The following is a 22497-nucleotide window of genomic DNA, read 5'->3' as shown; positions in this document are numbered from 1 at the left end:
CAGCACCGGGCTCCTCCAAGAGCGCAACGGTCGCGGGCGGCATCGCTGCATGTGCCCTGCGAGGGTTGCCCGCCGCGAGGATCAGGTGCCGCAGAACGTCACGTGCGCCGGGCCACCCTCCGGCGCCGGACGCTCGAACCGCTCGAAGCCCTCTCGCGCGGTGTACGGTCGCTCCAGCACCGAGAGCAGGTGTGAGAAGGGCTCCATGCCCCCCTCGGACGCAGCCTCGAGAGCCTCCTCGACGAGGTGGTTGCGAGGGATGTAGATCGGATTGACCCGATCCATCGCAGCGGGATCGGGTGCGGCCTGGAGCCAGCGATCGACCCAGCCCCCTGCCCCCTCGGCATGCGGGAGCACGTCGTCGAGCGCGGTGGTATCGCCCGAGCCGGCTCGCGCGAGCGCCCGGAAGAAGCTCGTGTAATCGATGCGATGCCGCTGCAGATCGGTGAGCATGTCGGCGGTCAGTTCCGCGAGCGCGCCGTCGTCGACGGCCGTGCGCCCCGCGGAACCCGCCAATCCCAGCTTGGCCCGCATACCCTCCATCCAGGCGTCGTTGTACGCCGCCCCGAAGCGGTCGAGCGATGCGACGGCGACCGCTTTCGCGGCTTCGGCATCCGGCGCGAGGAGGGGAAGGAGCGTCTCGGCGAAGCGCGTCAGGTTCCACAGAGCGATCGACGGCTGATTGCCGTACGCGTACCGACGCTGGTGGTCGATCGAGCTGAATGCGGCCGCCGGGTCGAACGCGTCGATGAACGCGCACGGACCGTAATCGATCGTCTCGCCGGAGATCGTCATGTTGTCGGTGTTCATCACGCCGTGCACGAATCCGACGAGCACCCAGTGCGCGACGAGCCGCGCCTGCGCAGCGACGACCGCGTCCAGCAATCCGGCGTAGCGATCGGGCTCCCCCGAGAGCGCCGGCGCGTGCCGCTCGATCGCGTAGTCGGCGAGGCGGGCCAGCAGGGCTGCGTCGCCCTGCGCGCGCGCGAACTGGAAACTCCCGACTCTGAGGTGGCTGCTCGCCACACGCGTCAGCACCGCCCCTTCGAGCAACTCGCCGTCGCGCGGAACGCTCCTCCCCGTGGCGACCACGCCGAGCGCGCGGGTCGTCGGCACGCCGAGCGCCGCCATCGCCTCACCCATGAGGTATTCCCGAAGCATCGGCCCCAGCGCGGCGAATCCGTCCGCCCGCGCGAAGGGCGTGCGTCCCGATCCTTTGAGGTGCAGATCGCGCAGCCGCCCCGCCGGATCGCGGATCTCCCCGAGCAGCAGCGCGCGACCGTCGCCCAAGCGGGGCGAGTACCCGCCGAACTGGTGCCCGGCGTACGCCTGAGCGACGGGCTCACTTCCTTCTGGCAGCGCATTCCCGAGGAGGAAGCGGACGAGGGAATTCCCGGTGAAGCGGTGCGCATCGATGCCGAGTTCTTCTGCCAGGGCTTCGTTCCACACGACGATACGCGGCGATTCGGGGCGGAACGCGTTCCACGGCACCGATAGTTCGGGGAGCCGGGATGCGAACCCATGTTCGAGGGTGACGCCGGCTGCGCTCGGCAAGGGATCGAACGACGTTTCGGCGCCGCGAGCGCTGTCCGCGCGCGTCGGATCAGTCGAAACAGCAGGGGCCGGGATGCGAGGCGATTCTGGCATGTGGCGAGTCTACGGAGCGGGCGCTCATCAGGAACGGGCTGGACAGCGGCGCCGAGACGTGGCACGCCGAATTTCGACTTCATAAAGCCCGTCACACCCGCTAGAGTTTCACTAGCTTAGCTAGATACTTTCTTTGGGAGATTGTAGAAGAATGTCTGAACACCACGCGTCACCCGCTCACGCCGCGCAGCCGGCCGCACCTCGGCCTCGACGCCGGTGGCTTCGCATCCTCCTGCCCGCCGTTCTCATCGTGCTCTGGTTCGCCGGCGCCGGTGCCGGTGGTCCGCTATTCGGGAAAGTCGACGAGGTGTCGTCCAACGACCAGACGACGTACCTCCCCTCATCAGCCGATGCCACCGCGGTGCGCGATGTGCAGGGCGATTTCCTCGGGGACGACTCCATCCCCGCCATCGTGGTGTTCTCCTCGAAGGACGGAACCGAACTCACCGACGATCAGCTGCAGGCCATCGACACGGCGGCCAGCGACGCGACCTCCCTCAGCGGTATCGGCGATGAGAGCTCTCCCGCGATTCCGTCGGAGGACGGGCAAGCCGTTCAGCTCTTCGTGCCCATCGATGCCAACGCGGAAGTCACCGACGTCGTCGCCGAGCTCGGCGAGACGCTGCGCGACGACGCTCCGCCCGGCGTCGATGTGCACGTCACCGGGCCTGCGGGCTTCACCGCAGATCTCGCAGCCGGCTTCGCCGGCATCGACGGCATCCTCCTGCTCGTGGCGCTCCTCGCAGTGCTCGTCATTCTCGTGATCGTCTACCGGTCGCTCCTCCTCCCGCTCATCGTGCTCAGCACGAGCCTGTTCGCGCTCTGCGTCGCGCTCTTCGTCATCTGGCATCTCGCCGACGCCGGAGTGCTGCTGCTGAGCGGCCAGACTCAGGGCATTCTCTTCATTCTCGTGATCGGCGCCGCGACCGATTACTCGCTCCTCCTCGTCGCGCGCTTCCGCGAGGAGCTGCGTGTGGCGCAGGATCGCGGAGCCGCCGTGATCGCGGCCATCAAGGGCTCGTTCGAGCCGATCCTCGCATCGGGCGGAACGGTGATCGTCGGACTGCTCTGCCTGTTGCTGAGCGATCTGAAATCGAACAGCACCCTCGGGCCCGTGGCCGCGATCGGCATCGTGTTCGCCATGCTCGCAGCGCTCACACTGCTCCCCGCGCTGCTCTTCGCATTCGGTCGGGCCGCGTACTGGCCCCGGCGCCCAAAGTTCGAGCCGGAGGTCGTCGCGGCGGAGAACGGCATGCCGACGCGGGGCATGTGGCGCCGGCTCGCCGCGTGGATCCGACGCCACCCGCGCCCCATCTGGATCATCACCACGGTCGTGCTCGCACTGGGCGCAGCCGGGGTCACGCAGCTGCAGGCGACCGGCATCCCGCAGTCCGACCTCGTCGTCGGGCAGTCCGAGGCTCGCGACGGTCAAGCCGTGCTCGGCGAGCACTTCCCCGGCGGCTCCGGCAGCCCGGCTTACGTGCTCGTCGATGAGGATCGCCTGCAGGAGACCGCAGACACCCTGCTCGCGCAGACCGGCGTCGACAGCGTCGCAGTGACGGCAGCGGACTCCCCGAGCGGCACCGCGACGGTCACGGAGGACGGCATCCAGGCCTTCGGTCCGCCCGGCACACCGGCCCCCGAGGCGACGGTGAGCGACGGCAAGGTGCTGCTGCAGGCGACCCTCGCAGACGCGGCCGATTCCGAGGCCGCGGCAGAGACGATCACCGGCCTGCGCTCCGAGCTCGATGGAACATCGGCGCTCATCGGCGGGGTCACGGCGACCGCGGTCGACACCAACCAGGCATCGATCCACGACCGGAATCTCATCATCCCGCTGGTGCTCGCGGTGATCCTCGTGATCCTCATGCTGCTGCTCCGCTCGATCCTCGCCCCCGTCCTGCTGATCCTCACCACGGTGCTCTCGTTCGGCACAGCGCTCGGCGTCGCGGCACTGGTGTTCAACCACGGATTCGGATTCCCCGGAGCGGACCCCGCCGTCCCGCTCTACGGCTTCGTCTTCCTCGTCGCTCTGGGCATCGACTACAACATCTTCCTGATGACCCGGGTGCGCGAGGAATCCCGACGGCACGGCACTCGAGAGGGAGTGCTCAGAGGACTGACGATCACCGGCGGGGTCATCACGTCCGCCGGCCTGGTGCTCGCCGCGACATTCGCCGCACTCTCGGTCATCCCGATTCTGTTCCTCGTGCAGATCGCATTCATCGTCGCCTTCGGCGTGCTGCTCGACACCTTCATCGTGCGCTCGCTGCTCGTTCCCGCCCTCGCAACCGACATCGGGAAGGCCATCTGGTGGCCTTCGAAGCTGTCGCGCATGGAGAATGGGGAGCGATGACGACCTCCGACACCTCACCCCAGGCCGCACCCGCCCCACCGCGGGTGGTGATCAGCGGCGCCTCCGGCCTGATCGGAGACGAGCTCGCACGATCGCTCGGCGCCGACGGCATCGCCGTCACGCGGCTCGTGCGCCGCGCTCCGCGCAGCACAGACGAGGTCGAGTGGCGCCCCGGCGAGACCCCGCTCGATCCCGCAGTGCTCGCGGGCGCCCTGGCCGTCATCTGCCTGAACGGGGCCAGTATCGGCAAGCTCCCGTGGACGCGCCGCTATCGGGAGACGCTGCGCGAATCGCGCCTCGCGCCGACGCGCACCATCGCCAGCGCCATCCGTGAACTCGGCCCGGACGCTCCGACCCTGCTGAGCGCCTCGGCCGTCGGCTTGTACGGCGATCGCCCGCACGAGCGACTCACCGAGCGCAGTGCGCCGGGGCGCACGTTCCTCGCCGAGCTCTGCGTCGCGTGGGAGGATGCGGCGCTCGAAGCCGGGCCACAGGCCCGCGTCGTGCTGCTGCGGACGGCGCCGCTGATCGACCGGGGCGGGGTGCTGAAACCGCTGCTACTCCTGACCCGGCTCGGGATCAGCGGGCCCCTCGGAGGCGGGCGACAGCACTGGCCCTGGATCTCGCTCGCCGACGAGGTTCGCGCGATCCGCCACCTCATCGACAGCGATGTCTCGGGCCCCGTGAACCTGACGGGCCCCGCACCCGCCACGGCCAACGACACCGGGCGCGCACTCGCGAGAACACTGCGCCGCCCGTTCGTCGTGCCCGCCCCGGCGTGGGCGTTGCGCCTCGCCCTCGGAAGCGACGCCGCAGACGCACTGCTCCTCACAGACGCCGTCGTCACCCCGGACGTGCTGCTCGGCTCGGGATTCCGGTTCACGCATCGCACGGTCGAAGAGGCCATCGACGCCGCGCTCACCCGCGACCATTAGACGTCGAGGTCGATCGCCGCACCCATCGCCCGAAAGGCGCGCTCCGCGATCGCAAGTTCCTCGACCGAGAACCCGGTCATCGCCTCCCGCATCGCGACCAACTGCGGCGCGAAGCGGCGGAAGAACTCGTGGCGCGCCGCATCCGTGAGCTCGATCACCCTGGCACGGCGATCGCTCGGATGCGGAGCACGGCGCACGTGCCCCGAAGCACTGAGGCGATCCAGCAGCTTCGTCGTCGACGCGGTCGAGATGCGCAGGTGCGTCGAGAGATCGCGAGGGCTGACCGGACGCCCCTCCTCCTCGCGGATGATGAGGAGGCGCAGCGCGGCGAGGTCGCTGGCGTTCATCGCCATGCCCTGCTTCATGCCCGCCGACATCCGATCGTGGGAGTCGCCGAATCCGCGCACCGCGCGCATCAGGGAGAGCACGAGGGCGTCGCGCTCATCGTCGCCATGCATCGTTCGCCGTCACTCCTGATCATCCCGATCGCCGGGCGCGACGACATCGCCGCATCGGAATAATACCGCCTCCGGCACGCGCGGAACCGCAGGTCAGAGGATGAGTGCGAAGAGCAGTACGAGGATCGCGAGCAGCGGGAGCGCTCCCTGCTTCACTGCTGCTCCGCGCTTGTCGGGCGACGTCGCGAACAGCACGACCGCGGCCGCGAGCATCGACCCCGTACCCGCGAAGGCCAGGGCGTACCCGACAGGCCCGCCGACGAGGAGCGCGAGGCCGACTCCGACCAGTGCGATCAGCGCCAGGAAGAGGTTGTAGAACCCCTGGTTGAACGCCATCTCCTTCGTCGCTTCCGCTTGTTCCGCGGTCAATCCGAAAGTGGCTCGGGTCTTCGCGCTCGTCCAGGTGACTGATTCCATCCAGAAGATGTAGACGTGCAGCAGTGCGGCCAGAGCGGCGAGCACCAAACCGAATACGACCATGACTGCACCTTCATCCGTCAGTGACCCGTGTGTGTCGGAATTCAGACTACCGGCGATGGCCGGGGCGGGCGCGATCGCTCCTCGCCCGAGATCATCATGCCGGCAGTTCAGGGCGCTCTCGGAGCACCCCGTGCGCGTCGATCTCGATGACCGTGTCGATCCGGAGGGTGTCGAGGAACGCGATGTCGTGACTCACGATGAGGATCGCCCCGCGATACGCGTTCAGCGCGTCGGTGAGCTGACCGATGCTCGCGAGATCGAGGTTGTTCGTCGGCTCATCGAGGATCAGCACCTCGGCGGGCGGATCTGCGAGCAGGAGGCGCGCGAGCGACACCCGGAACCGTTCACCGCCTGAGAGCGAGCCGACCGGCCGATCTGCACTCGAGCCGCGCAGAAGGAGTCGCGCGAGACCGTTGCGTATCGCTCCGGGTGGGGTGGCTGGCGCGACGGCCTGCACGTTCTCGAGCGCACTCGCCGTGTCGTTGAGCCCATCCAGACGCTGCGGCAGATACCCGAAGCGATTCGTCAGGAGCCGCCCGGTCGGCCCCGCACCGCTGCTCCCACGCACCAGGCGCTCGAGCAGCGTCGACTTGCCCGTGCCATTCGCGCCGACGAGTGCGACTCGCTCTGGGCCCTGCACCACGATCGGATGATCGGCGCCGTCGAATTCGATGAGTCGACGCCCCCGGGGCACCGAGGGGGCTGGCAGATCGACGGAGATGCGTTCATCTCGGCGCACCCGGGCATCGGCGTCGTCCACGGCGGCCTGCGCGGCCCGGACGTGCGCATCGAGCGACGAGCGCATCGAACCGGCCGCGACCTGTGCGCTGTTCGCCCGGCGGCCGGCGAGGATCTTCGGGATGTCACCGCTCAGCTGCGTCTTGCGACCCGCGCGTTCACGGCGCGCCAGCTTCGTCTCCGCCTCGACGCGTTGCCGCTTCTCGACCTTCAGCGCCTGCTGCGCCGCGCGCGCCGCCTGCTCTGCCGCTGCCTGCTCCACTTCGCGGTGCTCCCGCCATGCGCTGAACGGCCCGCCGAACGTGCTGAGCGCACCGTCGTGAATCTCCGCCGTGTGCTCCATGCGTTCGAGCAGTTCGACATCGTGGCTGACGACGATCAGCGTGCCAGGCCAGTCGTCCACGAACTCTCCCAGTCGTGCGCGCTTCGACCGATCGAGATTGTTCGTCGGCTCGTCGAGCAGGGTGATCGGCGCACGACGCAGCCGCAGGCCCGTGATCGCGATGAGCATCGCCTCCCCGCCCGAGACGGTCGCCACGCTGCGGTCCAGATCAGTGGTCGAGAAGCCGATGCGATCCAGCGCCTCTGCGGCCCGGGATTCGATATCCCAGTCCTCGCCGACCGCATCGAAATGGCGCACGTCCACGTCTCCGGACTCGATGGCGCGAAGTCCGTCGAGTGTGCGCTCGATGCCGAGCAGCGCCGCGATCGTCTGGTCCCGGTGCAGCGTGAGCAACTGCGGCAAGGCGGCGACATCTCCGACGGCCGAGATGGAGCCGGAGGTGGGTGTGAGCGTCCCGGCGATCAACTTGAGCAGGGTCGACTTGCCGGCGCCGTTTCTCCCGGTCAGGCCGGTGCGACCCGATGGGAACGTTCCCGAGACGTCGACGAGCGCCGGGGAGCCGTCAGGCCAGTGGTATGAAAGTCGATGCAGCGAAATCGCTGATGATGCGGACATGCAGACTCATTTCAGGTCAACCCGGCGACCGCCGAACGGTGCGGCGCGCAAACGGGGAGGGAACAGAGGGATCTCACCTGATCCGCTCGACGCTCAACGGCGTCGTGCGGCGGCGGATGAAGTTCTGTCGACCTCGATATCCATGTGAGGAATTCTACCCGAACGCGCGTTTCCCGCTACCCCCGGCGAAGCCGCACGACGCAGGCGACACCGGCGAACACGATCACCACGGCCCCGTACCCGAAGGCCACCGGGGTGAGCCCGACGAATTGCACGAGCAAGCCGGCGAGCACGGCGGGCACCCCGAATGCGAGATATGAGACGAGGAAGATCACCGCGAAGACGTCAGCGCGCTGGGTCGCGGGAATGTGCGGCGCGAGCGAACTCACCACGCCGAAGAACGCGGTGCCGAACCCCGAACCGGTGATGGCCACCGCAACGAGGTATCCGGGAAGGGAGCCTGCGGCGAGCGCGATCAGCGAGCACGCAGTGCCGATCGCGAGCGCAGCCGCGCCGTACACCGCGATCACCCGAGCCGAGCGCCTCCGGAGCAGGAATGCGGCGACGGCGCCGGCCCCCGCGAGCACGCCGACCGAGAGCCCTTGCCAGACGTGCGCTTCTCCCCCGAGCTCGACGTGCACGATGCTCGCCCCGAGCGAGAGGAACAGGCCGCCGGTCGCCCAGCCGGCGAAGATCGCCGGTGCGCCCTGCATGAACTCGACGCGCATCTCGCTCGGCACGGTGAGCCGGAACTGGAGGGACCGCAGGGCGCCCGGTGAGCGAGGCGCGGTCTCGGGCACGAATCGGAAGAGCACTGCCAGCACGACGTAGATCGCCGAGAGCGGGCCGAAGATCGCGGTCATCGCGTTCTCGGCGGCGTCGAGTGCGATTCCTGCTGCCAGAGCGCAGATTCCGAGCCCCAGCATCGGCGCGACCGCGTTCCACACGGCCGCAGAGCCCGGACGCTTCGGGGATTCGAGGTCGGTGATCGCTGCGGAGACGGCCGAGAGCAGCAGGCCACTCGCGATCCCCTGCAGCACGCGAGCGATGACCAAGAGCGGCACGGATTCCGCGTGCCAGAACACGACGATGCTCGCCGCGAGCAAGAGCAGGCCGACGCTCGCAACCGGACGTCGACCGACGTGGTCGGAGAGGGAGCCGGCAGTAAGCAGCGTGCAGAGCAGCGCGAGCGCGTACACCGCGAAGATCGCCGTGGTGACGAGCGCTGAGAACCCGATCGTCTCGGCGAGCACAGGGTAGAAGGGAGACGGCGCACTCGCTCCGGCCATCATGGCCGTGATGCTCGTGATCGACAGCGCGAAGCCGAATCGTCTCCGGCGAAGTGGATCGCCTGCGTCAGCAACTCGAGCGGTCACGCTTCCCCCGTTCAGTTCGAACAAGCTCGAACTGAACGAGCCTAGTCGCTTTCGGATCGAACCTCGCGCCGTGCGCCGTTCGTGCTGCCTCGAGTCGTCGCACGAGCGGCGTGCTCGACCGTCGGAGCGCGCTTCTCGGTCACATCGAACTCCTCGCGGTACGCGCCGATGAGCAGCCGGTACTGCGCCACCAGGGCGCTCGCGGTGTTGTAGCAGAGGAGCGTGACGGGGAGCAGCACCCACTGGGCGAGCATGCCGAAGCCGCGCAACCGGGAGACGCCGGGCGGGCGCTCGGGAGTCAGCAGCAGCGTCAGCACGACCGTCACCGCGACTCCGACGAGAGCGAAGCGCTGCACCGCGCCGATCATTCCCGGGAGTTCAGCGGCGAGTTGCGCCACGGAGAACGGAGGCGTCGCCACGATGTGCTGCAACGGGTTCGGGCCGGCGAACGCTGATCCCCGCACGGCTTCCACGGCTGCGGAGAACGGGATCCCGAGGGCGTGCGTGGCCCACGCCGCACCGTTGGCACTCGCGCTCCCGGCCTCCCGCAGCACCATCGCGAGGGGCGTCCCCGCTCCGCCCGAGATGCTTCCGACGATGATCGGAATCCACGCCCCGAACGCGACCATCGGCGCGATGCACGCGAGTGTCACGTGCGAGTCGAGCAGCGTCGCGAATCGGACGAGGGTTGTTCGGAACGGCGCCCTGCGATCCTTCGCGAACAGCCGCGTTCCGACGAAGGCGATATCCGATGCCCCGTACGCCCACCGGCACAGTTGCGTGAACTGGGCGCGCAGGGTGCGGGCGAACGACGCGCCGAGCACCGCGTCCTGCATGATGGGCAGGTGGATGGGGGTCACCCTGTACCGACCGTCGAAGTGGAAGTAGCTGCGCCAGTACTGGTGTCCGTCCTCGACGATGGTGCGTCGGCTCCAGTAATCCATCCCGATGAGCGCGCTCAGAGGTTGCGAATGCGACGCAAAGTTGCGCAGCGTGCGCGGTCGGACGGTGGAGATGAGGTTCCAGAGCGTGTTGCCGGCCGCCACGACTCGCGTGGGCGCCGGTGCGTGCCAGAGGTTGTTGACGAAGGTCGAAATCGGCTGATACGAACGCCGGGCGCGATCGGGGTCGAGCACGAACGCGTACGTGACGTTCTCGAAGTAGTTCGGGTGCACGCGGTTGTCGCAGTCGAGCGTGGTGACGACGACCTCGGCAGCCGGGATCTCGCGCCTGTGCAACCAGATGCGGAGCTGCCTGGCGGCATACGTGATGTTCGCCCCCTTGCCCGCGATCTCGTCAGCGAGGCCGGCTGGATGCTCCACTGCGAGAAAACCCGCGAAGCGGTCGGCATACTGCTCGCGCAATCGCATGGCGCTCGCACGCACGTCTGCACCGCCCCGCTCTTCATAGGCGAAGACGACGACCAGCCGCTCAGCCCCTGAAGCGGCCGCGAGCGACCGGAAGCTCGATGCGATCACCTCGAACGGCTCGTTGTAGGCGGCCACAATGACCGCATGCACGACACTCGAAGGCAGCGGGAAATCTTCCGGATGAGCCGACACCCGTCGCAAGAACCTCCGATGCGCTGCGGCGAACGGCTCGGGCAGGCGTCGAACCGCTGGCCCGGCGATGCGCTCCAGCGACCCCGTCGGCCGCATGCGCGCAAGCCGGACCGCGGTCTCGGTCTCGATCACAACGCCAGCCCAGTCGATCTGTTCGGCGCAGCGCAGACGCCGATACCCGCGAAGCGCGTCGACACCGCCGCGCGCAGCGCGAACCAGCGTGGTCGCGATGAACGCGATGACGAAGAGCATGCCGAGACGGAGATCGATGCAGGAGAGCAGGATCGCGAGCACGGGCACGCTGAAGCTGAGGAGCGCCGGCAGCATCTCAAAGAATCGGTATCGGGCGCTTCGACGGCCCCGCGGGATCTCGTTGCGGAGGTCAGCCTCAGGGGTGACCTCCGGCTCGAAGCCAGCGTCAGGGAACTCGAACCGAGGAGTGGAAACGCACCTGCTCACCGCACCGAGTGTATGATCTGCTGACCAGGAAAAACGGCCTGCTCACGCGCTGTTCACCCGGCGTTGATCGCGCGTTCGCGGACACGTTCCTTCGCGTTCGGGACGGCTTACAGGAGATCCGGATTCTTCTTCGCGTACGCGACCGCATCGTCCTCTGAGATGACGACCAGGCCCCGAGGGGTGTGCGAGAGCGCATTCATCGTCCTGACCCAGGCGACGTTCAACTCGGGCGGACGGCTCCCGGAGAACCGGAAACCCACGGTGATGTACGGGGACAGCCAGACCGACACGCGCCCGCTGCCCTCCTCCGGGGTTTTCGTCCAGCTCAAGAAGAAGCACTCCTGCTTCTTCAGCTTCTGACCGATCACCGTCTTCAAGTGCGCCAGCAGGCGATCCTCGAACTCGTACTCGCTTTTCCCGTGAATCAAAAACCCCATGTCCCCATGCTGCCAGCCGATTCGCGCGGTCGGCCGCGCTCCCGTTCACGCCACGCTGACCCGTACAATAGACGAAATCCCCGTTCGCTCGAGCTACCCTTTTGCGTCGTTTCGCGGCCCGAATCGTCGCTTCTCGTCTGAAACCATCTGCGATCCAGACCGGCTCTGCTGGAACTCGGGTACAACTGCATAGGTCGTAAGAGCACGCGTGCGCGCGCTCCGGAATGAAAGTCAGGTTCGGTGGCACCCATGGAGATGCGGCGGTTTCGCTCGACGAATTCCGAGACGGTTGCGGAGACGTGGCACGAGTTCGCCCCGTCCTCCCGTTTGCTCAGCGTTGACCCAGAGCAGTGCAAGCTGGAGTGGTTCTCCGCGACCGTCGACGGGTTCTCCCTCATCCGATACGAACTCACGGCGGACATCGAGTCCTCGATCGCGCCCGAATCCCAGTTGTTCTCGTGCAGCGTGCAGGCTCCCCGCGGCGGCACCATTGCAGGGCGCCGCCCGCTTCCAGCCGGAAGCCCGTGGGCCACTCACGGAACACCGGTCAGCGCGCGATGGGAGGACACCGCCGTGGTGCGCGCCATGGTGTTCGATCGCGACTATGCAGAACAACTCGCGCGTCAGATGTCGGGCGACGACGGGCTCACGCTCCAGCTGCGCACGCCAGAAGCTTCGGGTGAGCGAGAGGCGGCGCAGTGGGAGCGCACATTCAACTACCTGGCCGCCTCCGTGCTCGCAGGTGATGCCACGCTCGACCCGAGCACCATCGTCGGGACGGGCCTCCTCCGCCACGCCCTGTGGACCGTGCTGACGAGTTTCTCGACGAGCTTCTCGAATACGCGCGACTTCTCACCCCAGCGTTCCGCTGCCCCCGGCACCGTGCGCCGCGCCCTCGCACACATGGACGAGCACGCGCACGAGCCGATCTCCGTCGACGACGTAGCGAAAGCGGTGCACATCTCCACCCGGGGACTGCAGTACGCGTTCCGGCGGTCGCTCGATTTCACGCCGAGCGAGTACCTGCGACGCGCCAGACTCGCAGGCGCCCACCACGATCTTGCTGCCGACCCCGATGCCAGCGTCGGCAAAATCGCACGTCGATGGGGATTCACCAACGTCTCCCGCTTCTCCGCCGCCTATCGCGCCGCATACGGAACGCACCCTGGGCAGCCACGCTCAATGTGACGGATCGGAGCGCACAGGGCCTGTGCGCGGCGGCCCCGCCCCGCTAGGGTCGAACCATGGCTGATCCCGAAGAGTTCCAGGTCGACGAAAGCGTCATCGCTCTCACCGGCGCCCGCGGTACCGTGTGCGACGTGCGGCAGATGACGAACGGCGCCACCGTCTACGGCGTCGTCGACACGACCGGAGCCGTGCGCTACTACACCGCAGACAGCATCAAGCGCGTGCTGTGAGCTGAGCTTGATGCTGGCCGCGGTGTAGGTACTGCTCTTCCGAGCCCCCTTGCTCCCGCCTCAGCGCGAACTCAGGAGCGAGACCTTAGTCCTCTTCGTCGGGGGTGGGCGTCTCTTCGCCCGTGGAGGGGCGCCGAATGAGCTCCGGGTTCTCCTGACCGTACCGAGGGTTCTTCTCCTGGCCCTCCTGGCCGTAATCCTCGGTCGAGCCGTCCAGCACCGGGCGGTCTTGGGTGTCGCCCTCACGCGGGGTACTGACGGTGCCTTCCCCATTCGAGGCCTCGTGCTCGCTCGCGTGGTGCGGTTCGTTGTGTGATGCATTCATGAGTTACTCCTTCCCGAAGTGATTCTCACGTTAGCCAGGTTCACTCGCCGCCGGCTACCCCGGTGCGGCTCGAACTCGCAACATGCTAAGCGTCGACGAGAGGCCCGCCTCTCAGAGTTCCTCCGCTTTCGCGATTCAACCGACCGGAGTAGCACTAACAACCTTCGAATCGTAGAAGTGCACTGTTTGCCGAATGACATCCGCGAACCGATAGATTTCATCGAGCGATTCAATGGGATGACGCGTCTCGTTCTTCTCCGAGTCGAATAGGCCGATGTACTTCTGGTTCGTGTTGAACCACAAACGCGCGAGGGGTCGTCGATTATTGTCGTCCAGGAGCACTCCGAAGTAGGTTTTCGCATCTCGCTGGGAGATCCGCGACGGCGCAACCTCACTGCATGCGATGGCCCGGATGATCTGAAATGCCTCGATCTCTTCGAGCGTCGTCTCAATCCCGTCGGACCGGCGCGATTGCTCGACGGAGGCTTCGGCAACACGCTCACTCGCATCCGAAGATGACACGGATGTGTTATCGCTCGCCAACGCTTGACCGCCGAGGGCAGCCTTAAGCCGGTCGTTCACTCGATCATTCAGAAACTGCTTTGTCGCTTTTTCAACCAGGCCTGCGAACTGTTCTCGCACTTTCTGCGTGAAAGCACCTTCGTACACCCGCGCAGTAAGGAACTTCACCCAGTCGGAATCAGGCGACGCGAACTGAGCAGCCAGAACCCGCTTCAGCTCGCCAACATATTTCAGTTCCTCAGCCGCATTGACAATCGAATCAATATCGAAGGCGTCCTTCGTGAGTTTCCGAAGCTCAGGAACCAGAGCGGAATCGAGGTCCGACACCTGAATGACAAGAAAAGGCTTTTCATCCATCCGGTTCGGCGCGTCGAGGTCAGTGAAGAACTGGTACTCGTCTCCGTTGGTAAGAATGGCAATCCGCGCATGCGCAACGGCGAAATACCGGAAAAGCTGCGATGTGTGTTTGACATTCAGCGGCGCCCCGATGTGCTTACATTCGATGAGAATCTGGACCTCACCATCTTTCACGATGGCGTAGTCGATCTTCTCACCCTTCTTGGTGCCGACGTCCGCCGTGAATTCTGGGACCACTTCAGCTGGGTTGAAGACGTCGTAGCCAAGAACCAGCGAAATGAAAGGCATCACGAAAGCGTTCTTCGTCGCCTCCTCAGTTTCAATCTGCGCGCGCTGCTGCTGAATCTTTGTTGCCAAGCTCGCAAGGCGTTCCGCAATTTCAACCGACATTGACACTCCTATGTGTTCGTCGAACGTTTTACGGCTCACCTTATCGAAACCCGTCTCGACGTAGAAGACTGTCTTACTTCCGGAGCTCCCGCTCCCGGCAAGAATGTCTGAGCCGTCGCGTAACATCCATGTCAGCGAAGGGGGCCCCATTGGGAATCAGAGAAGAGCACACGCTCGCCAACGGATATTCGCGTTTCGACGCTGCCACGGCCGAGGAGACGCTGCGAGAGCTCGAGGCTCAGTTCGAGGCGGGCGAGCTCAGCCGTCACGCGTACTTCGAGAAGAAGCAAGCGCTGGTCCGACTCTTCGTGAAGTCGACCACGTCTCCGAGGCGCAAACGGCGCGACACGGATTACGACGCGGAGCAGGCGGGTCGCTAGCCCTTACGCCTTGCGGTACTGCGCGGTGATCGGGCAGTCGAACGGATCGCGTGCCGCCAGGCCGACCCGGTTCAGGTAGTCGACGACGATCGCATACGAGCGCCACAGCGACGTCTCCGTGTACGGCACGTCGAGGGTGCGGCAGTGCTCGCGTACGATCGCCCGCGCTTTCGACAGGTGCGGGCGCGCCATGCTCGGGAAGAGGTGATGCTCCACCTGGTAGTTCAATCCGCCCATGAGCCAGGTCGCCCACCATCCGCCGCGAATGTTGCGCGACGTGCGCACCTGCTTCGAGAAGAAATCGAGCTTCGCATCGTGCGCGATGACCGGCATGCCCTTGTGGTTGGGCGCGAACGAGGCCCCCATGTACACGCCGAAGACGGCGAGCTGCACGCCGAGGAAGGCGAACGCCATGCCGATGGGGAGCATCAGGAAGACGGGCACGAGCACGATGGCGAAGCGCGCGAAGATGATTGCGAGCTCGGTCCAGCGCCCGTTGACCGGCTCCTTGCTGAACAGGTACTTGAAGCTGTGGAAGTGCAGGTTCAAGCCTTCGAGCGTCAGCAGTGGGAAGAAGAACCAGCCCTGACGCTTGGTGATCGCCCGGACGAACCCGCGCGCCTGCACGGCATCCTCCTCGATGAACGAGATCGTATCGACCTCGATGTCGGGATCCTTGCCGACCTTGTTCGGGTTCGCGTGATGCCTGCTGTGCTTCGAGTCCCACCAGGAGTAGCTCATGCCGATCGCACCGGCGAGCCAGCGTGCGAGCCGATCGTTCGCCGGGCCCGACGCCAGGATCTGGCGGTGCGCCGCTTCGTGCGCGAGGAAGGCGATCTGCGTGAAGATGATGCCGAGAGCGCCCGCGATGAGCAGCTGGAACCAGCTGTCGCCCAGCAGGATGAACCCGGTGACGGCCCCGCCGAGGGCCACGGTGATGGCCAGCGCCACGGAGGCGTAGAACCAGTGCGCGCGGCGCAGCAGCCCTGATTCGCGTACGACCTGCGATACCCGCGTATACGCCTTGGCGATCGGAGGGAAGTCGGTCGCGCGAGCCCGCGTCGGCTGCAGTCGACCCATTCCTTCGAGGGTACGGGTATTCGCTGTCGTCATCGTCGGCACCGGTTCCGTTCCGAGCCATTCAGATACTGGCCCTTGTTTCGCCACAGGCCGTTTGCCGATCGCTGACTTCACGCTAGCGGGTTGAGCATGCGATCCGCTGCATACGCTCGAGCTGCACAGCGCACGCCCAGGTGCCCCTCAGGAGCGACGCGCGATCCTCGTCGCCACGATGCAGGATCGCGAGGGGCTAGGAAGCGAGCGTCTCGGCGCGGCTCAACTCGAGCAGCTCGCGCAGCACCGTTCGATCCACCTTCGAGAGTCGGGTGATGTACAAGCACGCCTTGCTCGCCCGATGCGGCCCGAGCGCCTCGAGCGCTTCGGGCCACCGTCCGGCGAAGTCGCTGACGAGGTAGAGCGTGTGCTTCGTCGCGCCGGAGGCGAAGGCGAGGACCGGCATCGTTCCCGAGTGCCCGCTCTCGTACTCGTAGCGCTGCTCGCCGAAGCCGATGATGCGATTCGCCCAGACGACGGGCGTCTCACCGCTCACCTCCTGGTGCAGGGCGAGCAACTCATCGGCCTCCGCGCGACGCGCACCGGTCACGCGGTCGAGCACGGAAGCGACCGAAACCTCGGACGGCGACATCGCCGGGGTGCGCGCAGACATGTTCGCTCCTTCAGTCGGGTTCTACGTCACTGTGACGCGCTCGGTCGTAGGCGGCGAGGGCACGCGCTCGGGACGCACGGAGGTCGACGATCTCGGGGAACAGCACACTGTCATTCGCCCACAGGTTGACATAGTGTCCGTCGGGATCGAACTTCTTCTGCTGGGTCGCCGGGTTGAAGATGCGGAAATAGGGTGCGGCGTCGGCTCCGCACCCGGCCACCCACTGCCAGTTGAACGGGTTGCTCGCCGTATCGGCATCGACCAGTGTGTCCCAGAACCAGGCTTCGCCGATCCTCCAGTCCGTGAGCAGGTTCTTCGTCAAGAACGACGCGGTGACCATGCGCACCCGATTGTGCATGTAGCCGGTGTGCCAGAGCTCGCGCATTCCCGCGTCGACGAGGCCGTATCCTGTCTTCCCCTGCTCCCACGCCTGCAACTGGTCGACGTCCGGCTCCTTCCATGGGAAGCGGTCGAACTGCGGATTGAGTCCGTGCAGATGCAGCGGCGGATTGTGGAAGGTCGTGTGCCAGGCGAACTCGCGCCACCCGAGTTCCGAGAGGAACGTTCCGACGTCGGCGCCCGAAGCGAGCGACCGGTGCCACACCGTGCGCGGGCTGATCTCACCCCAGCGCAGGTACGGGGAGAGCCCCGAGCAGACGTCCTCCGCCGGGAAGTCGCGGCGACTCGCGTACGCGTTCGTCGGACCGGAGAGGAAGCGCTCGAGCTGCTGCAAGGCCTGCTGCTCCCCCGGCTGCCAGCGCTCGGCGATCCCTGTAGCCCAATCTGGGTGAGTCGGCTGCAGCTGCCAGTCGTCGAGTGAGTCGCTCGGCAGTGAGATATCGGCACCGCGCAGCTCTTCGGGGATCGGCAGAGGCGTCGACGGTTCAGGCATCGAGAGGCAGGCCCGCCAGAACGGCGAGTACACGCGATAGTGGCCGCCCGTCTGCGTCTCGATCGTCCAGGGCTCGAAGAGGAGCCCGCCAATGAACGAATGCGCATCGATACCGCTATCCCGCAGCCGCTCCTTGATGCGCGCGTCGATGTGCCGCTCGGCGCCGTAGCGCCGATTCCAATACACGTGATCGGCGCCCGCTTCAGCCGCGACGTCGAGCACCACCTGCTCCGCAGCCCCGCGCCGCAGCACGAGCGGCACTCCGCGCTCGTGCAGAGCCTCAGCGAGTCGGGAGAGCGACTCGTGCAACCACCACTTCGCGGCACCGCCGAGGGCCCGTGTCTCCACCGATTCCTCATCGAGGACGTAGAGCGCGACCGCACCGTCCGGATCAGCGGCGCCCGCCGACAACGCTGCGTGGTCGGCAAGTCGCAGATCATCGCGGAACCAGATCAATGCGGTCATGTGCCCATCGTAGGGTTCCAGACCGACCACGCGCCCGGGCTCGCACTGATGCTTCTGCTTCACCGAAAAATCAAGGGGGTGATGCTGTTTTCGAGCAGAACACACACTGGATGCTGTCGTTCCCGCTAAACCGTGTACCCCATGCACTTGCGAGTAAACGACGCATCGCCCCTTCCAATGCCTGTGCCGGGAGGGGCGATACCTTTTCTCGGGCGAGGAGATCGCAACTCGTCCGAGTTCGAGCGACCTCTGCATCGGCGCAGAACGCAAAAAAGAACCCCCGCGTGTAGAAGCCACGCGAGGGTTCAGTGGCTCCGACGGGCGTCGATCCCGTGACCTCTCGATTTTCAGTCGAACAAGTCACAATTCACTTGTATGGGTGAGCAAAGGCTTCCCCAATTGAACCCCATCTCCAACAAGATGTTGATTCTCATGCAGTGTCTTGGCACGATGTCGGCATGGGCGACACGACCACCAGCACCTCACACGCACTCCACGTCCCAAGCGGAGAGATCATAAGCGCTTCGCAGGTGGGGGAAGCCACCAAGCCCGGCCCGTGGGAGTGTCCGAGCAATAAGTGCAGACTTGCGCTTACGCCAGTTCGAGCCACGCTTGTTGCCGGACAAGGCGCCTCAACTATCGAACGTGGTCCTTTCTTTAAACGCAAGACACCAGGAACACTGCACACGAAAAGCTGCGACCTCCACGTCGGCGATCTGGAAAAGATGTCCGCCTATACTCCCCGGCCAGGAAACGCGCCGCGCAACGAGACAGTACTTCTCTCAGTCGGGTCACACCCCAATACCAAGGTCCCAGAGGCCTCTCTGTCGCCTCGAACCCAACGTAATGTTGGGCCAGACTATGCAGGCAGAGCCGGGTCGATGGCCAGCCTCCTTCGCCTGATAGAACGAATGGGTGGTGAGGAAGCAATGAAGCGGCTTTGGCATTCCCACCATGGGCAACGATATCGCTGGCAGGAGATCGCCTATGGTGCCGAGCATTCTGAATACGTTCGTCTCCGCGATGAGGTGACTGGTCTCTTCAAGTATGACGAGCATCGGCCTTGGATCATCTGGGGGACAGTACAGGAGGGGCCAAAGGAGCCGAAGTATGACCACACTAAGAGAGTGCTTAGAGTAGGAGCCACGTACGGCGCTTCGGTCCCCAAAGTTCGAGTTTACGTTCCCAATACCTCCGAGTTTGAGCAAGTCATTGAGAACGCTATCGCAGGCACGGATGTGGCATTCGTGCTTTCCGGCGTGAAAGAAACCGATGTTGCCATTGGTGTATACGGAAACCTCAAAGCACCCTCCGACATCGCCTTCCTGAACTAAGCGTTCACGCAAAGTGATTTCCAGAGCGTCCGGTAAATCGCGGCCGTTGGGTCTGAGGGTCTGATGCACGTTTAGGTGACAGTTTGGTCAGGCAGCGAGTGCGACCTGCCTGTTCATGATGGTCTCGTATTCGATCGGCGTCAAACGCCCCAATCGGGCTTGCCTGCGGCGTCGATGGTAAGTGCGCTCGATCCACGTCACGATCGCTGACCGTAGCTCGTCACGTGTGGCCCAGGTCTTGCGGTTCAGGACGTTCTTCTGGAGCAAGCTGAAGAACGATTCCATCGCCGCGTTGTCGCCCGCAGCGCCCACGCGACCCATCGAACCGGCCATGCCGTGACTAAGGAGCGCTCGCTGTAGTTTCCGGCTTTGAAATTGCGATCCACGGTCCGTGTGCAGCACGCACCCTGCGACGTCACCGCGGCGCAGCACGGCGTTGTTTAACACGGTCACCGCAAGTGCGGACGTCATCCGCGAGTCGATGGAGTAGCCCACGATCCGGTTTGACCACACGTCTTTCACCGCACAGAGGTAGAGCTTGCCTTCACCAGTCCAATGCTCGGTGATGTCCGAAAGCCATAACTCGTTCGGGACAGCTGCCACGAACTCGCGCTGCACCAGGTCGTCATGAACGGGCGGGCCAGGCTTTCTTCCTTTCCCGCGGGCTTTCTTCTTCCCAAACGCTGACCACCATTGCTGATCGCGGCAGAGCCGCCACGCAGTCCGGTCACACATCGGTTCCCCGAGGCTCTTCGCTTCGTCTGCGAGGAACCGGTACCCGAATTCGGGGTCTTCAAGGTGTGCGTTGTGGAGCGCGTTCGCGCGATACGCCTGCATGAGCTCTCGCCCGGTGACTTGACTACGCAGCCACCGATAGTAGGGCTGTCGTGAAAGCTTCAATACCCGGCACGACACCACGACGGGGATCCCGTCATTGGTGAGCTCTTTCACGAGCGGGTAGAGCCTTTTCCCGGCAGATGCGCCTGCGAGAGATACGCGGCCGCACGACGAAGCACCTCGACTTCTTGCTCGAGGAGCTTGTTCCGTTTGCGTAGTTCACGCAGCTCAGCATTCTCAGAACGCGTGGCACCGGGTTTCTGGCCCTGTTCGACGCGTTCCTCACGGAGCCATTTGTCGAGGGTTCCGACGTGGATTCCAAAGTCCCTCGCGATCTGCGCGAGTGTCACTTCTGGGCCGCGGTCCAACGCGATCCGGATGACGTCATCGCGGAACTCTTTCGGGTAACGAGGGGGCATGGGTTCATCCTTCCAGGCCAGCAGAAACTAGCCATGTTGAATGTCACCTAAACCTGCATCAGACCCCGTTTCCCAAACAACGCCACAACTGGTCAGCGCCGAGATTTCATTGCCGAAGTTGTCCGACTCTTGCACGATCTAGAGATGAGCATCGAAACCGATGTAAGGATGCTCACCGAGGAGGTACGACGCGCCCATGAGTTTGGAAGCGGGCTCAACATCCGCGACGCCGCGGAAATGTCAGGGATCTCCGCCGCAACAATTTCACGATGGAGAGACAACAGCTACGAACTCAGTTACCCTCGCAACCGCAAGAACCGACCAGACTGGCACAAGAACGAATTCCCCAACGAGTTCAATCCTTTGACAGCACGAGGCGCATAACGAGAAATGGCACTCACACACGGGAGTCTCTCGAGGGATTCGTGACGGAGCAACTCCCAGCTGCCTACTAGTCCTGGATTCAATCCGGGATGGAGCCTGGGGCGAAGGCGGATCCGGGTAGATCCTTGAGGTTAAACGCCACCCTCTCGTAAGCCTCAAACAGCCTCGTCCTCGGTGCGTTCTGGCCACCGAGCCATGTAACCAAGCTCTCACAAACCACCTTCATGGCAAGTAGTAGCTGACTAGTAACCGACGTAATCACCGGAAGAGGCGCTCGTAAAGTCGGCGTAGATCCGTCGAGCGCATTCTCCACAAATGCGTTCAATCCCGCTAGCTGCCCATGTGCGATCGACGAGTACACTGAATACAACCTCCCCCGATCAGTGGACGAAGCAGTCTCCGCTATCAAACGCTGCACCAAATCTGTGAGCAGGGGCTTTTTGACGGGCTCAAGACCTAAACGCTTGATTTCACTCGCGTAATACGCACGCCGTTCATTAGCATCAACGTTGCGATCACCGAGGACCGAAACCAACGCATCCTCTTCATCTGCAGCATGCCGTAAGTCTGCATAGAGCATCGATAGCACCTTGTGCAAATAAACCCCTACAGGAACGTCTTCTATCAACCACAAGGAACGTGCGGCAGACTCAATGGCGCCCCGTGCCACCGTAATTAGAGCCGTGGATGGTCGGTTCGGGGTACGAATAAGCATCGCGAACGCCTTCACATGATCGCAGCTACTTAAGAACGATCGCTCAGCGAGACGCGCACCTTCTAGAACATGCTCTTCCGCATCGACGCCTGCAGCAGCTTGATACAGGTTTAGCACATTCGAAGGTTCTTCCAGGCCAACAGACATGCCTGCCGGAAGCGTCTTGACAGCCGCACTCACGAGATCCAAAAGCGAAGACGAGAGTCTCTTCGCGACCCTCGTGTCGTCGTCTAGAGCTTGATTCGAGTACACCAGGCCAGAATAGCGATTCTCATAGACCGGAGAGCCACCTGAACTCGGCGAAAATCCTCATCCCCTGAGCAGCGTAAATGAGACTCGCTTCGGAGCGGGAACAGGAAAATCAGATACACCAGGAAAGTTGTCCAGCACAGGAGGCAACACTCGGGATCAATCAATTAATCCAAATTGAGCTCAGAACCAAGCATGAGATCCTGAACGAAAGAACCCCCGCGTGTAGAAGCCACGCGAGGGTTCAGTGGCTCCGACGGGCGTCGATCCCGTGACCTCTCGATTTTCAGTCGAACGCTCTACCAACTGAGCTACAGAGCCAGGCACTCACCTTAGGCGACCGCCGGAGACGAAGAAGCCCTTCCGAGGAAGGGCTCTTCATCCAGCGACCCTGACGGGACTTGAACCCGCGACCTCCGCCGTGACAGGGCGGCGCGCTAACCAACTGCGCTACAGGGCCATAATGTGTTGCTATTCAATTGTGTTTCGGTAAGAGTGACCCCAACGGGATTCGAACCCGTGCTGCCGCCGTGAAAGGGCGGTGTCCTAGGCCGCTAAACGATGGGGCCGAAGCGATTTCTCGCTTGCTACCGAGATCAAATCTTACGGGGGTTCTCCACTGCGGCGCAAATCGAGCCCGCGATCGCGGTATCTCTGGCGTGTCGCGGCGGGAGCGAG

At 64.6% G+C, this 22497-nt stretch carries 21 protein-coding genes and 3 tRNA genes; 7 read left to right on the top strand and 17 right to left on the bottom strand.

Features of this window, described 5'->3' with window-relative positions; all coding sequences use genetic code 11:
* Positions 1-81: 81 nt before the first annotated feature.
* Positions 82-1647 (bottom strand): protein adenylyltransferase SelO, encoded by a 1566-nt coding sequence (locus tag JSQ98_RS14195; protein WP_211650259.1) that lies wholly within the window; start codon positions 1645-1647, stop codon positions 82-84.
* Between the two features lie 151 nt (positions 1648-1798).
* Here JSQ98_RS14195 and JSQ98_RS14190 point away from each other — a divergent pair, with 151 nt between their 5' ends.
* Together JSQ98_RS14190 and JSQ98_RS14185 are read left to right on the top strand one after the other, a co-directional pair.
* The gene (locus JSQ98_RS14190) at positions 1799-4003 is read left to right on the top strand and encodes an MMPL family transporter (protein WP_211650257.1); all 2205 of its coding nucleotides are present in this window, start codon (positions 1799-1801) and stop codon (positions 4001-4003) included.
* A complete protein-coding gene (locus JSQ98_RS14185; protein WP_211650255.1) occupies positions 4000-4938 on the top strand; it encodes a TIGR01777 family oxidoreductase in 939 nt (312 codons plus the stop codon). The genes JSQ98_RS14190 and JSQ98_RS14185 overlap by 4 nt, the downstream gene beginning before the upstream one ends.
* Here the strand turns inward: JSQ98_RS14185 and JSQ98_RS14180 are convergent.
* The 6 genes from JSQ98_RS14180 to JSQ98_RS14155 form a co-directional block, all read right to left on the bottom strand.
* Positions 4935-5396: a MarR family winged helix-turn-helix transcriptional regulator gene (locus JSQ98_RS14180; RefSeq protein ID WP_090147035.1), complete on the bottom strand. Its 462-nt coding sequence runs from the start codon at positions 5394-5396 to the stop codon at positions 4935-4937. The genes JSQ98_RS14185 and JSQ98_RS14180 overlap by 4 nt on opposite strands.
* A gap of 93 nt (positions 5397-5489) precedes the next feature.
* Positions 5490-5876 carry a DUF1304 domain-containing protein gene (locus JSQ98_RS14175; protein ID WP_200329858.1) on the bottom strand — a complete coding sequence of 129 codons (387 nt, stop codon included), beginning with the start codon at positions 5874-5876 and terminating at the stop codon, positions 5490-5492.
* Positions 5877-5970: 94 nt separating this feature from the next.
* A complete protein-coding gene (locus JSQ98_RS14170; protein ID WP_211650253.1) occupies positions 5971-7572 on the bottom strand; it encodes an ABC-F family ATP-binding cassette domain-containing protein in 1602 nt (533 codons plus the stop codon).
* A 176-nt stretch (positions 7573-7748) separates the two neighbouring features.
* On the bottom strand, positions 7749-8948 hold the full coding sequence (locus tag JSQ98_RS14165) for an MFS transporter (protein ID WP_346728801.1): 1200 nt from the start codon (positions 8946-8948) through the stop codon (positions 7749-7751).
* 41 nt (positions 8949-8989) lie between these two features.
* The gene (locus JSQ98_RS14160) at positions 8990-10969 is read right to left on the bottom strand and encodes a glycosyltransferase family 2 protein (RefSeq protein ID WP_211650251.1); all 1980 of its coding nucleotides are present in this window, start codon (positions 10967-10969) and stop codon (positions 8990-8992) included.
* 107 nt (positions 10970-11076) lie between these two features.
* Entirely contained in the window at positions 11077-11406 is a 330-nt protein-coding gene (locus tag JSQ98_RS14155) for a DUF7882 family protein (protein ID WP_090147031.1), read from the bottom strand.
* A gap of 249 nt (positions 11407-11655) precedes the next feature.
* On the opposite strand from JSQ98_RS14155, the gene JSQ98_RS14150 reads away from it, so the two are divergent.
* Positions 11656-12594 carry an AraC family transcriptional regulator gene (locus tag JSQ98_RS14150; RefSeq protein ID WP_249291217.1) on the top strand — a complete coding sequence of 313 codons (939 nt, stop codon included), beginning with the start codon at positions 11656-11658 and terminating at the stop codon, positions 12592-12594.
* Between the two features lie 56 nt (positions 12595-12650).
* Positions 12651-12824, top strand: coding sequence for a hypothetical protein (locus JSQ98_RS14145; protein WP_211650246.1), 174 nt, complete (start codon positions 12651-12653; stop codon positions 12822-12824).
* 85 nt (positions 12825-12909) lie between these two features.
* Here the strand turns inward: JSQ98_RS14145 and JSQ98_RS14140 are convergent, their stop codons facing one another.
* Both JSQ98_RS14140 and JSQ98_RS14135 read right to left on the bottom strand, forming a co-directional pair.
* On the bottom strand, positions 12910-13149 hold the full coding sequence (locus JSQ98_RS14140; protein WP_211650244.1) for a hypothetical protein: 240 nt from the start codon (positions 13147-13149) through the stop codon (positions 12910-12912).
* 135 nt (positions 13150-13284) lie between these two features.
* Positions 13285-14418, bottom strand: coding sequence for a type I restriction endonuclease (locus tag JSQ98_RS14135; protein ID WP_211650242.1), 1134 nt, complete (start codon positions 14416-14418; stop codon positions 13285-13287).
* A 149-nt stretch (positions 14419-14567) separates the two neighbouring features.
* On the opposite strand from JSQ98_RS14135, the gene JSQ98_RS14130 reads away from it, so the two are divergent.
* A complete protein-coding gene (locus tag JSQ98_RS14130) occupies positions 14568-14798 on the top strand; it encodes a hypothetical protein (RefSeq protein WP_090147025.1) in 231 nt (76 codons plus the stop codon).
* Between the two features lie 3 nt (positions 14799-14801).
* Here the strand turns inward: JSQ98_RS14130 and JSQ98_RS14125 are convergent, their stop codons facing one another.
* The 3 genes from JSQ98_RS14125 to JSQ98_RS14115 all read right to left on the bottom strand — a co-directional run bounded on the left by JSQ98_RS14125 (position 14802) and on the right by JSQ98_RS14115 (position 17881).
* Positions 14802-15878, bottom strand: coding sequence for a fatty acid desaturase family protein (locus JSQ98_RS14125; protein ID WP_211650490.1), 1077 nt, complete (start codon positions 15876-15878; stop codon positions 14802-14804).
* A gap of 229 nt (positions 15879-16107) precedes the next feature.
* The gene (locus tag JSQ98_RS14120; protein ID WP_211650241.1) at positions 16108-16524 is read right to left on the bottom strand and encodes a DUF1801 domain-containing protein; all 417 of its coding nucleotides are present in this window, start codon (positions 16522-16524) and stop codon (positions 16108-16110) included.
* 10 nt (positions 16525-16534) lie between these two features.
* Complete coding sequence (locus JSQ98_RS14115; protein ID WP_211650240.1) at positions 16535-17881, bottom strand: cryptochrome/photolyase family protein; 1347 nt, start codon at positions 17879-17881, stop codon at positions 16535-16537.
* Between the two features lie 458 nt (positions 17882-18339).
* On the opposite strand from JSQ98_RS14115, the gene JSQ98_RS14110 reads away from it, so the two are divergent.
* Complete coding sequence (locus JSQ98_RS14110) at positions 18340-19215, top strand: hypothetical protein (protein WP_211650239.1); 876 nt, start codon at positions 18340-18342, stop codon at positions 19213-19215.
* An 87-nt stretch (positions 19216-19302) separates the two neighbouring features.
* On the opposite strand, the gene JSQ98_RS14105 is transcribed toward JSQ98_RS14110, so the two are convergent.
* A protein-coding gene (locus JSQ98_RS14105) for an IS3 family transposase (protein ID WP_211650238.1) occupies positions 19303-20471 on the bottom strand; the annotation gives its coding sequence in 2 pieces (ribosomal slippage) (positions 19303-20184 and positions 20187-20471; 1167 coding nt in all).
* A 144-nt stretch (positions 20472-20615) separates the two neighbouring features.
* On the opposite strand from JSQ98_RS14105, the gene JSQ98_RS14100 reads away from it, so the two are divergent.
* Positions 20616-20855 carry a hypothetical protein gene (locus tag JSQ98_RS14100; RefSeq protein WP_211650237.1) on the top strand — a complete coding sequence of 80 codons (240 nt, stop codon included), beginning with the start codon at positions 20616-20618 and terminating at the stop codon, positions 20853-20855.
* Between the two features lie 79 nt (positions 20856-20934).
* Here the strand turns inward: JSQ98_RS14100 and JSQ98_RS14095 are convergent, their stop codons facing one another.
* The 4 genes from JSQ98_RS14095 to JSQ98_RS14080 form a co-directional block, all read right to left on the bottom strand.
* Positions 20935-21750 carry a hypothetical protein gene (locus tag JSQ98_RS14095; RefSeq protein WP_211650236.1) on the bottom strand — a complete coding sequence of 272 codons (816 nt, stop codon included), beginning with the start codon at positions 21748-21750 and terminating at the stop codon, positions 20935-20937.
* A gap of 317 nt (positions 21751-22067) precedes the next feature.
* A tRNA-Phe gene (locus tag JSQ98_RS14090) sits at positions 22068-22140 on the bottom strand.
* 65 nt (positions 22141-22205) lie between these two features.
* Positions 22206-22279, bottom strand: a tRNA-Asp gene (locus tag JSQ98_RS14085).
* A 36-nt stretch (positions 22280-22315) separates the two neighbouring features.
* A tRNA-Glu gene (locus JSQ98_RS14080) sits at positions 22316-22388 on the bottom strand.
* Positions 22389-22497 lie beyond the last annotated feature (109 nt).

Source organism: Leucobacter manosquensis (genome assembly GCF_018304845.1).
GTDB lineage: Bacteria > Actinomycetota > Actinomycetes > Actinomycetales > Microbacteriaceae > Leucobacter > Leucobacter alluvii.
This window is presented reverse-complemented; position numbering and strand designations above follow the sequence as displayed.